The organism is Vibrio sp. J2-4 (genome assembly GCF_021728155.1).
GTDB lineage: Bacteria > Pseudomonadota > Gammaproteobacteria > Enterobacterales > Vibrionaceae > Vibrio > Vibrio diabolicus.
Genome location: NZ_JAKKCN010000017.1, coordinates 1 through 10435, shown reverse-complemented (window position 1 = coordinate 10435; position 10435 = coordinate 1). Strand labels below are relative to the sequence as shown.

The window sequence follows — 10435 nt, the reverse complement described above, 5'->3', positions numbered from 1 at the left end:
GCCTTAAGTTCATCGCAGTTGTCAGGATACAATCTGGAAGTGGCTGAAATATCTACTTCTGACGTATTTGAAGAACTGTATCCAGAGTGTACTTTACCTCGTTTTTCGTGGCTCCAAGTATCCGGAACTATCGGTAAAGACGATTTTAGCGTAACAAATGATGGGCTACTCTTAGTTTCTGAAAGGGCAATGGTGTTGTTACAAAGATATCAACTAGAAAATTCTGACATCGTAGTGTACAAAAGCTAACAAAGCATTTAAGAGTGATTCGCAACGCTTGGCAGTTTCGCTTCGCTCAAGTATAGCCCAGCGTCGCTCACACCTTAATGCGGCGTTATATTAATCAAATGATTCGAGCACAAAAGGAGTTTCTATGAACTATGATGTTATCGCCTTAGCATGCGAGCAACTAGATTATCGCGATAAGTTGCGGCTTGCACAGTTGTTAATTCAAACTGCTCGAAAGGAAGAAGAAACAGTTAACCCTCAAGATCGAACAATTAAACCAAAACCTGCTGTTCCTGAAGCCATTGTCGAAGAGCAAGAAATTGACACTATTTCCTATGTATATGAACGCTTGCTTAAATTAAGACCAGTGAAAACAAAATCGCTAACGAACTCAATCAAAGCAATGTTTCAGTTTCAAGGTGGTATTTCTGAAGCCGAAGTCTCTGATATTGTTAGTGAACTCCAACATAGGAAGTTAGTTAAGCTGACTAATAATAAAGTCGAGTACAAAGATTAATATAACAAAGCGTTTAAGACGGATTCACAACGCTTGGCATTTTCGGTTTGATTCAGCTTAAGTGGTTACGGCACAATGGTTTAGCTAGGGTGGTTGGCGTTGTTCACCACTTAACGCGGCGTTAGCTTTCTTTGGGAGAATAAAGTGAGTCAATATTTGATCGAACCAGAAGTTCCTGGGAGTTTGGGTGAAAATACTTTGGCAAATTTCGATTTGCATCCACCGATAATAGAAAAGCTACATTTTCAGTTTGATGGGTGGCTAGGTGATGATTTATTGACTTCATTTCCATGCTTTTTAGTCACTGAACGTTTAGCAACGGCCTTAAGTTCATCGCAGTTGTCAGGATACAATCTGGAAGTGGCTGAAATATCTACTTCTGACGTATTTGAAGAACTGTATCCAGAGTGTACTTTACCTCGTTTTTCGTGGCTCCAAGTATCCGGAAGCATCGGTAAAGACGATTTTAGCGTAACAAATGATGGGCTACTCTTAGTTTCTGAAAGGGCAATGGTGTTGTTACAAAGATATCAACTAGAAAATGCTGATATCGTAGTGTACAAAAGCTAACAAAGCATTTAAGAGTGATTCCCAACGCTTGGCATTTTTTATTCCATCGTTAGGTTTCGTGTTTAAGGTGGTATGGTCAAGTTTTGTGAAAGCGTTGCTCACACCTTAATGCGGCGTTAGGAGGGATTATTTTGAAGCGATTTTTACTAGCAGCTTTATCCATAGTGTTTTTGACAAGTGATTCAAGTTCTTGCAAAAGCAGAAACGACCCTAGTAGTCCTATAAATATCGCAATTTATCAGATGATTGAGGAAAAAAGCAGCTCGTATGCTCAACGTTTGTTGAAGAAGGGAATGGACGTTAATACAGTCAATTCATGTGGAGCGTCACTATTACTCATGGCGTCATTTCTTGGTGACCATGAACTGGTAAAAACTTTACTATCAAGTGGTGCGTTCCCCAACATACAGAATTATGAAGGGAATAGCCCAGTTTTTGCATCTGCTAACTTCTCCAATAACAAAATATTAAAGCTACTTCTTGATAATGGAGGTGATCCCAATTTACTTCTTACTCAGGAGTATGTTTACAACTCACCATTAATGATTGCTGCAATCAATGAGAATATTGAAGGTGTTAGGTTATTGTTAGAGACGGGAGCCGATTGTAATTACCGCAATCAATTGGGAAATTCAGCAAGAAAAATTGGTGAGGCTTCATTGAATTTAGAGCTGAAAGCATTGCTTATGGCGTGCGAAAATCCCACCTAACAAACTGTTCAAGAGGGATTCGCAACGCGTGGCATTTTTACTATGCGTTGGTCTTAGCGATTAAGGTGGTTTGCAGAGGCATCGGTATTGCGTTGCTCACCCCTTAACAGGGCGTTATGAGCTAAAGGGTAATTAGGAGAATAGTTCTGTTGATCAGTGTGGCTGTTTTTTGTGTCATTGTGGGTTTCTACTTTTGGTATGGAGAAAGTGATACGTCGGTAAAGGAAGCCGGTATTGCAATGTTTGCCTATATTGCGTATACGATTTTGTATTTGTTTGTTCCGCCTTTCCCTTTGGGCACGTCATCACAAATGGGGCAATTATACGGTTTTGTGCCACTGTTATCTTTTGGGGCCATTTTATTTCCTCATTTCAACACACAATCACCGGAAACAATAACACGAACAATCGGTTGGGTTGGCCTTATCACAGTTGCGCTTATCCTCGTTTGTTTCAAAGTTTTTGTTTGGTAAGTGGGCAACGTAAGTACGCTCATAACAAACTGTTTAAGAGTGATTCGCAACGCTTGGCGTTTTTGCTATGCGTTGCGTTTTGTGTTTAAGGTGGCATGCGGGAACTCAGGTATTGCGTTGCTCACACCTTAACAGAGCGTTATGTGCTTTCTCGGAAAATCATAAAATAGCGTACAATAAGCGTTTTGAAATAGCGGAAATCGTCATGTCTAAAACTGTTCAGCAGCAAATTGGAAACATCGCTCTAGTCGTTGAAAATTACGACGATGCTATTGAGTTCTATACTCAAAAACTTCAATTCACATTGGTTGAAGATACTGACTTAGGTGGTGGTAAACGCTGGGTTCAAGTTTCTCCTCCAAATTCCAGTGGTACGAACCTGCTTTTGGCTCACGCGAGTACACCAGAACAAATGCAAGCAGTAGGGAATCAAACGGGTGGTCGTGTGTTTTTGTTCTTACAAACTAACGATTTCTGGCGAGACTACGAGTTAATGAAGACAAATGGCATTGTATTTAATGAAGAGCCACGAGTTGAAGAATACGGGACAGTGGTGGTATTCCAAGATCTCTATGGTAACAAATGGGATTTACTGCAACTGAACAGAGCAATCAAATAGCACGCACATAACAAAGCGTTCAAGAGGGATTCTCAACGCTTGGCGGTTTTGGCTCAAAGTTTAGTTTTTGTGTTTATGGCACAATGGTTTAAGTTGGGTGGTATAGCGTTGTTCACCCCTTAACGCGGCGTTAGCAGTCAAGGATGAATATGAAACAAAACTATCAAGTTCATGAAGACATGTATGTTGAAGCTCGCCAAGCTGGCTGGAAAGGTTGGGGTGGCAACGAGCGAATGTCTAAAGCAGTTTTAGTGGAGCGTTTTCTCGAGCTATTTAAACGACCCGTGCAAGGTAAATTGCTCGAATTAGGTTGCGGTGAAGGACATCATTGCAGAGCTTTCCAGAAGTTGGGCTTTGAGGTGACAGGTATAGATATTTCACCAACCGCAATTGAATGGGCAAAGGAAAAAGCCAGAGCGACAGGAGTCAAGGGTAATTATTATTCAGCTGACCTAACGGCAGAGTCTCTTGAACTTCCAGAACGTTATGATGTTGTCATTGACGGTAATTGCTTGCATTGCATTATCGGTGCAGATCGAGTCATATTTTTGAGTCATGTTTATCGTTCACTGTCTGAAAACGGGGTGTTTTTTGTCAGTAGCTTGTGTTCTAAAAATGAAAATAGCTATGAAACTTATAGGGATGGCAGTCCATATCGCCATGTTACCTCTGAAAGTGATCTTGTCGTTGAACTAGAGAAAGCAGGGTTCCAAGTGCTTCATATCAGTGTCTATGAGCGTGAAGCTTCAAACCACATAACGGTGTATGCGATAAAAGCATAATTTGGTGTATAAAAAACTGCTAACAAACTGTTTAAGAGTGATTCGCAACGCGTGGCATTTTTACTATGCGTTGCGTTTAGTGTTTAAGGTGGTATGCGGTGACATCGGTATTGCGTTGCTCACACCTTAACAGGGCGTCATGCGATATGAGGAAGTTGATAGTATGGAAAGCAATGTAGTTAAAGAAATAATTGAAGCAGAGGAGAAGTTAAAAACTTCAATGCTCAATTCAGATATGATTGCCTTGCAAGACTTATTGTCTGATGACTTGGTATTTGTTAATCACCTTGGTCATCGAACTTCTAAACAAGACGATATAGCACTGCATGGCTCTGGCTTACTAGCTATTAAGTCAATTCAATTCCATGATCTTCACGTAGTGCCTCAGAATAATGTCGTTTTGGTTTACGTAAACGCGGAAATCAAAGGCAGTTATAATGGGGCTGTAGCAAACGGTGAGTTTGCATTTTCTCGTGTTTGGACAAAGCAAAAGGGTAACTGGCAGGTTATCTCTGCGCACTCAACAGTTATCGCATAACAAACTGTTCAAGAGGGATTTGCAACGCGTGGCATTTTCAATATGCGGTGCGTTTAGTGGTTAAGGTGGTATGCGGTGGCTTCGGTATTGCGTTGCTCACCCCTTAACAGGGCGTTAGCTTAAAAGGTGGAAAGGTAAAACTTTTAAGGTAGGCTTGTAGCCAAAAGCGAGTTCGAATGATTAGTTTAACTTTGCCGTTGAGCTGGTTTTGGTTACTATGAGGTTAGTGACTCAAGCTAAACAACTATCAGTGGTAAAAATGAATAGTTCTAAAATTTCACTTCGCCTATCCTATGCAGGACTCTGGCTTCTATTAATTTTCTCAACACTAAGCTCAGCGAGTGAGCAATCAAATTTTCAACAACAGTTTTCACGCGAAAGTGAAAGTTTTCAAAACCAACTCGATGAGATTGTACGAGATAGAGCTTTCCCAAAAAAGAAAGGGGAAACTTTGGAAGAAAGATTGAATAAGGGAAGGATTGTTTGGAAAATTGATGTAGATATGTCGGTAGAACATCCTATTGAAAAATGGGACGCTATTCATACAATGCCTCAATTGATGTTCTATTATTGGCCGACTGATTCACTTTATACAATGGATTTTAATGGCACGAATGTAAGACGATTTCCTGTTTCTACCCCTGATAGTGATAGTTACTACAGTTTCATCGTTCGTTCACCTAACGGAAGATTTCTATATGCCGAAAACACCCTCTATGATTTAAAGACCGACCAAATTTTAGCAACAAAAAAGAATACCAATTTAACTAGTTTCTCCTCTGATAACAAACATGCCTATATTATTAGAAAGGGTGAAGTTTACCGTTTAAATCTATTCAGTTTAGAAGAGGAGCCTATTTACATTGAAGGTCTCGATATTAACTCTAAGTTTTACTTCAAAATAGATGAAAAAAAAGATCGATTATTTTGGGACCAAAATGGATTCGTTCAAGCAATGGCTCTTTCTTCAGCAGGAGATTCTCTAAATAATGATGAATCCGAATGTCGATATGAAGGTAAGCTATTGTCCAATGCCTACACTAAATTCGTTTATTGCGAGGGAGGTAAAGACATGGCGATTCGAAGTAAGTATGACTTAATAGAACAATTTATGGAGACAAAGATTACCATTCAGAATGATACATGGTATGCTGTGCAGCACCCTTTTAGTTGGGTGATCTCTCGTCACCGTACTTCAGGCGAGAGTGGATTGTTTGAAACGCTACACTATGATTACCATTTGCATAATAATAATTATATTAAATCACTAACTATATTTAACCCACAGGGATATGTTTCTGAGATTGTACAACAAAAAATGGATGGAAGTGATTTTGGCCCATATTTTCCACCGAACCCTACCATGAGTGATTATAGGCACTCTCATAGTCGACAATTTAAACAATATGAGGGCCTACTTAAATCATCAAACTTTTCAGCAGCTGAGTAATGATGTAGAAAAAATGAAAATATTCCTTGTTTTTCTAACCCTGGCTTTTAGTTCAACACTAGCAATTATCTTATCGAATGTATATTTGGAGGTGAATTATTCTGATGTAAGTAGAGAGAAAGATATTGATCGTATGGCTGAGCGAGATTTTCTCAAGAGCGCTGATAATTCTTACGTTCCTTATTTAGGTATTGACCTTAATATACCAGAAAATCCGAATGTGGAAATATGGAATTCCTCAAATAGTCATCCACAGCAGATGTTTAAATTTGACAATGATTATTATATATCTAATATGGATGGAAGCAATATTCGTGCTTTGATATTTGGTTTTGAATTACCGAGCCTTAGATTGAGTAATCCTGGAATATTGCGTTCAAACGATGGGCGTTATGTCTATTTAAGTGATAGAGGAGTTTGCCGAACGTTTGATTTATTTACCCGTCAAGTTATTGATACAGGGCTATGTGGCGCCTTTATAGCCTCTACGAATAAAGTTTACAGTTATAAAAAAAATAGTTCGTACTCCATATTAATGACAGATTTAGCGACTGGTGAGCAAGAAAATATGGTAGGAAAACCAAACTTTGATACTGTAGAGATCTCTGATGATAAAGCTTTTGAGCCGACAACTAGTTTTTACGTTGATGCTGTCAATAACTATTTATATTGGGGTTTTGTCATTCGAGACGCGAGCCGTGTAGGAAAGTATTTTTTTTCTGATAAAAATTATGATCATGTAGTAGCAAAATTTATGTTACCAAGTATGGAGTACTTGAGTGATAATAATAAAGATCCTCTTTTAATAAGAGCTGCTTGTTTAAATAACTACATATCTAACGCCTTCCCTAATTGCAATAGAAAAAAATTAAAAATCCCTCAAAAGATCACTACTAAGAATGATGAGTGGTTCAATATAACGAATGATTTGTACTTGAATTTAGATAGTGATAATGGTAGTTCGAGATATATTTACGATGATAAGTATAGGATTAAATATATATATCGTGTGGTAGAAGCTTCTACAGAGTCTGATAGCCATGGCTACGATTATGTATCGACAAACTTATATCTTCCTAGCAATGACTTCTTCGATTCGAGTGCTATTGACTATGCTTCATATCTTCCAAGATATATTACTGAACAAGAGTATCTTGATTCATATTATAGAGTTAGAGAAAAACTGCGAATAAGTTGTAGCAGATATCCGGTCGCATACCAAAACTGTGAGCGTGAGTATGTAATGGATCGTATATTCGCTTCCAATGCTCAGGCTGACGAGTACCACCGGAAACAAAAAAATATCAAATAGATTTAATTCAATGCAAGAAAGTAAGCTAACAAAGCATTTAAGAGTGATTCCCAACGCTTGGCATTTTTATTCCATCGTTGGGTTCATTGTTTATGGTGGTATGGTTTAGTTCAGTGGTCGCGTTGTTCACACCTTAATGCGGCGTTATGTGAATGAATGAGGTATCACAATGGGTTGGTTCAGGGCGTTTAGGTCTGAATTTTATATAAATGCTGTTAAAGTACTAGGTGTATTGTTTTTTGTTACATATGTGCCTTTTATGTTTGTCGTGCCTTGGTTTTACGGGGACTGGAGTTATGTTCATGGAGTTTGGCACAGTTGGCAATCTCTAAACGTAGGTATGCTGGCATTTTTATCAAGCATAATTGCGTTGTATGTATCTCGTTATCAAGCGATTGAACAACGGAAACGAGAGTTTGAGGGAGCGAAAGCATTCTTGCCACACGCTTTGAGTGAACTATCAAAATACCTAACATCAAGTGCAATGGTTCTAGTTTGTACATTTCCACCGTTAATCGGTCGCAGAAATACGCAATTGACACTAAATTGCCCTCAGTTACCACTTGAACAATTTGAGGTATTTAAAGAATGTATCAAGTACGCCGATGTGGAGGTGGCAAGATATCTTGCAGTTATTCTTAAGCTACTACAAGTGCATCACTCTAGGCTTGAGGGTATCTGTAAAGAAAATTATTCAAATGAGCCCTATGCTAGATCGTGTTTATATAACACAGCGGAGTTACAAGCATTAATCAATAACGTGTACGACTTTGCTCGTAGTGAATCGCACTTTGAAAATGTTGCTCTAGATTGGGACTCTATTAGGCTTGCTTACAGAAATTTAAATGTAATCTTTGAAAATATAGACAAGCTCGAAGAGTTCTCGAAAAAACAGTTGGAAAATACATTCACATAACAAACTGTTTAAGAGTGATTCGCAACGCGTGGCATTTTTACTATGCGTTGGATTTAGTGATTAAGGTGGTATGCGGCGGCATTGGTATTGCGTTGCTCACCCCTTAACAGGGCGTTAGGCATACAAGGAGTATCAGTTGAATTTAGAGTCACTAAATAAGTATTGGAGTAGTTTCAAAACTAAGCCTCTTTATAGCTTCTTTGGGTTGTTTGTCATTATTTGCGTAGCTGTGATTACTTCGTTTTTGAACGGTTTTGGGCAAGAGTTTGGTAGGCAACTGGCTGTCGATACAAAAGAAGTGAAGGCTTTTTATCAAGTTAAGTTATCACTTGGGAATACGTGGGGGCGTCAAATATCAGAAATTGAACCGCAACATTTCAATGTTGAACTAGTCAAAATTGACAATGATAATTCCGCTCAAATCTTGCTAAATACTCCTGAAGTAGGGAGATATACTTGGCATACATACGACATTGATAAAGAGTTTAGCAAAGCCTTTCAATCTAAAGACTATTTCTACTTATTTGAAATATTAAAAATCGATAGTAACGCTGGTTACATAGAGTTTAAATTGTACAAAACTAAGCAAAATGCCTAACAATCTGTTTAAGAGTGATTCGCAACGCTTGGCATTTTTGCTATGCGTTGCGTTTTGTGTTTAAGGTGGATTGCGGTAGCTTCGGTATTGCGTTGCTCACACCTTAACAGGGCGTTATGCGCCTTTACGAATATTGGTAGAGTATGAAATTATCAGATTTTTCTATTGAAGCTCTAAAAGGTTTTGTCACAGGTGACGATTCAGACGCTCCGTATATGTCAGGTCCTGATCTGGTGAAGTTCTTCAATTTATTTGGTGTCAGGGACGTTTACTCTTTTCAAAATGGTGGTTTACCTGAATCCGCAAGCCGAAAAGATTATGCTCTGAAAACTGTAAAGTCTCTCAATGGGACTAATCAGATGAAGTTAATGGTTGAGGGGTTAGTTGATAGTAGGCGTTCAGAAAATTATGCCGAACTAGCCGTTGGCATTAACGAGATCATTAAGCACGACGGTTACTCGTTAGAACAAAACTCTCTCGGTGTTTTTATTGTCTCTGGCTGTAACATTGAAGATTCCAACGTTGATGTGGAAGCATACTTTCAAGAAATACGTCAGCGAATTTTAGAAAGCATTTTGCAAGCAAAATTCTCAATATGGGTAGCAATGGCTTGGTTCACCGATAAAGAAATCGGGAATGCCTTACTTAACAAGCACCGTGATGGTCTAAATATACAAGTCATCGTTAATGATGATTCTACGACAAGCAAATACGGTTTAGACTTCTCAAGCAAAGGTATTGAGTACTATAAGATTGCTCCCTCAAGTCCTTGGGGCAAGAAAATCATGCACAATAAATTTTGTGTAATTGACTTTAAAAAGGTAGTTCATGGCTCATACAACTGGACTAAGAATGCTCAATACAATAATGAAAGCATTACTATCACAGACAGTAGAGAACTAGCTGAAGATTTTGCTGAGCAGTTTATCGCTCTAAAACAGGCACACAAATCAGCACACGCATAACAAAGCATTTAAGAGTGATTCGCAACGCTTGGCAGTTTCGCTTCGCTCAAGTATAGCCAAGCGCCGCTCACACCTTAATGCGGTGTTATGTGCTTTGTTTCGTATTTGTCTTGTCGATAAATCTTTTGATTTGTTCAATTTGCATGGCTTTGATAAAAATTCGCCCCTTTTTCTAATTACATCAAAACTATGTTTGAATTTATTGGTAACGTCTTTCGTTTCCTAGCTAAGTGCCTAATTAATATCATTAAGTTTGTATTACTACTGATAGTAATAATAATGGCGTGGGACTATCTAAAAGAAGATAAACAGGAATGGATCGGCTTTGTCTATCCAGATAAGAACAATTTGTGGAATGACAAAAATATAGGAACATTTGATAGTCTTGAAGCTTGTCGCAACGAAGCCCGAAGTGTTTTATATCAAATGAATGCAACATATTCAGGTGACTACGAATGTGCATTGAATTGTGACACATCTAGAGGCAAGCCTTATGTCTGTGAAGAGACTAAGCACTAGCCTTTAGGACGCACATAACAATCTGTTTAAGAGTGATTCGCAACGCTTGGCATTTTTACTATGCGTTGCGTTTAGTGTTTAAGGTAGTATGCGGAAACTTCGGTATTGCGCTGCTCACCCCTTAACAGGGCGTTATACGCCATATGAAGAAAGTCTAAAAATTCAGGTCAAAAATCGCGATTTTCAGCGTTGATTCGTGGTATTTGGGCGTCGAGATATTCCGGCTTCAATCTTAATT

General features: G+C 38.6%; 12 protein-coding genes and 1 pseudogene. All 13 read left to right on the top strand.

Annotation, left to right across the window (positions count from 1 at the left end; all coding sequences use genetic code 11):
• Positions 1-249, top strand: a pseudogene (locus L3V32_RS24970) (hypothetical protein); the annotation flags it as partial.
• A 124-nt stretch (positions 250-373) separates the two neighbouring features.
• Positions 374-745, top strand: a complete 372-nt coding sequence (locus L3V32_RS24965) for a hypothetical protein (protein ID WP_042766364.1) — start codon at positions 374-376, stop codon at positions 743-745.
• Between the two features lie 144 nt (positions 746-889).
• The gene (locus L3V32_RS24960; RefSeq protein ID WP_237285537.1) at positions 890-1315 is read left to right on the top strand and encodes a hypothetical protein; all 426 of its coding nucleotides are present in this window, start codon (positions 890-892) and stop codon (positions 1313-1315) included.
• 131 nt (positions 1316-1446) lie between these two features.
• Positions 1447-2025, top strand: a complete 579-nt coding sequence (locus L3V32_RS24955) for an ankyrin repeat domain-containing protein (protein ID WP_237285535.1) — start codon at positions 1447-1449, stop codon at positions 2023-2025.
• A gap of 158 nt (positions 2026-2183) precedes the next feature.
• A complete protein-coding gene (locus L3V32_RS24945; protein WP_237285558.1) occupies positions 2184-2498 on the top strand; it encodes a hypothetical protein in 315 nt (104 codons plus the stop codon).
• 205 nt (positions 2499-2703) lie between these two features.
• On the top strand, positions 2704-3117 hold the full coding sequence (locus tag L3V32_RS24935; RefSeq protein ID WP_237285533.1) for a VOC family protein: 414 nt from the start codon (positions 2704-2706) through the stop codon (positions 3115-3117).
• Positions 3118-3260: 143 nt separating this feature from the next.
• A complete protein-coding gene (locus tag L3V32_RS24930) occupies positions 3261-3899 on the top strand; it encodes a bifunctional 2-polyprenyl-6-hydroxyphenol methylase/3-demethylubiquinol 3-O-methyltransferase UbiG (RefSeq protein ID WP_193448535.1) in 639 nt (212 codons plus the stop codon).
• A gap of 163 nt (positions 3900-4062) precedes the next feature.
• Positions 4063-4437 (top strand): nuclear transport factor 2 family protein, encoded by a 375-nt coding sequence (locus tag L3V32_RS24920; RefSeq protein WP_012841674.1) that lies wholly within the window; start codon positions 4063-4065, stop codon positions 4435-4437.
• A 226-nt stretch (positions 4438-4663) separates the two neighbouring features.
• Positions 4664-5887 carry a hypothetical protein gene (locus tag L3V32_RS24910; protein WP_237285528.1) on the top strand — a complete coding sequence of 408 codons (1224 nt, stop codon included), beginning with the start codon at positions 4664-4666 and terminating at the stop codon, positions 5885-5887.
• Between the two features lie 13 nt (positions 5888-5900).
• A complete protein-coding gene (locus tag L3V32_RS24905; RefSeq protein ID WP_237285526.1) occupies positions 5901-7199 on the top strand; it encodes a hypothetical protein in 1299 nt (432 codons plus the stop codon).
• A gap of 169 nt (positions 7200-7368) precedes the next feature.
• The gene (locus L3V32_RS24900) at positions 7369-8115 is read left to right on the top strand and encodes a hypothetical protein (RefSeq protein WP_140199834.1); all 747 of its coding nucleotides are present in this window, start codon (positions 7369-7371) and stop codon (positions 8113-8115) included.
• Between the two features lie 136 nt (positions 8116-8251).
• Positions 8252-8713 carry a hypothetical protein gene (locus L3V32_RS24890; RefSeq protein WP_069218288.1) on the top strand — a complete coding sequence of 154 codons (462 nt, stop codon included), beginning with the start codon at positions 8252-8254 and terminating at the stop codon, positions 8711-8713.
• A 143-nt stretch (positions 8714-8856) separates the two neighbouring features.
• Positions 8857-9678, top strand: a complete 822-nt coding sequence (locus L3V32_RS24880) for a phospholipase D-like domain-containing protein (protein ID WP_237285524.1) — start codon at positions 8857-8859, stop codon at positions 9676-9678.
• Positions 9679-10435: the final 757 nt, after the last annotated feature.

Coding starts and splice junctions, on each gene's coding strand:
- L3V32_RS24965 (WP_042766364.1), top strand. CDS start 374: ATGAACTATGATGTTATCGCCTTAGCATGCGAGCAACTAGATTATCGC.
- L3V32_RS24935 (WP_237285533.1), top strand. CDS start 2,704: ATGTCTAAAACTGTTCAGCAGCAAATTGGAAACATCGCTCTAGTCGTT.
- L3V32_RS24930 (WP_193448535.1), top strand. CDS start 3,261: ATGAATATGAAACAAAACTATCAAGTTCATGAAGACATGTATGTTGAA.
- L3V32_RS24920 (WP_012841674.1), top strand. CDS start 4,063: ATGGAAAGCAATGTAGTTAAAGAAATAATTGAAGCAGAGGAGAAGTTA.
- L3V32_RS24905 (WP_237285526.1), top strand. CDS start 5,901: ATGAAAATATTCCTTGTTTTTCTAACCCTGGCTTTTAGTTCAACACTA.
- L3V32_RS24900 (WP_140199834.1), top strand. CDS start 7,369: ATGGGTTGGTTCAGGGCGTTTAGGTCTGAATTTTATATAAATGCTGTT.
- L3V32_RS24880 (WP_237285524.1), top strand. CDS start 8,857: ATGAAATTATCAGATTTTTCTATTGAAGCTCTAAAAGGTTTTGTCACA.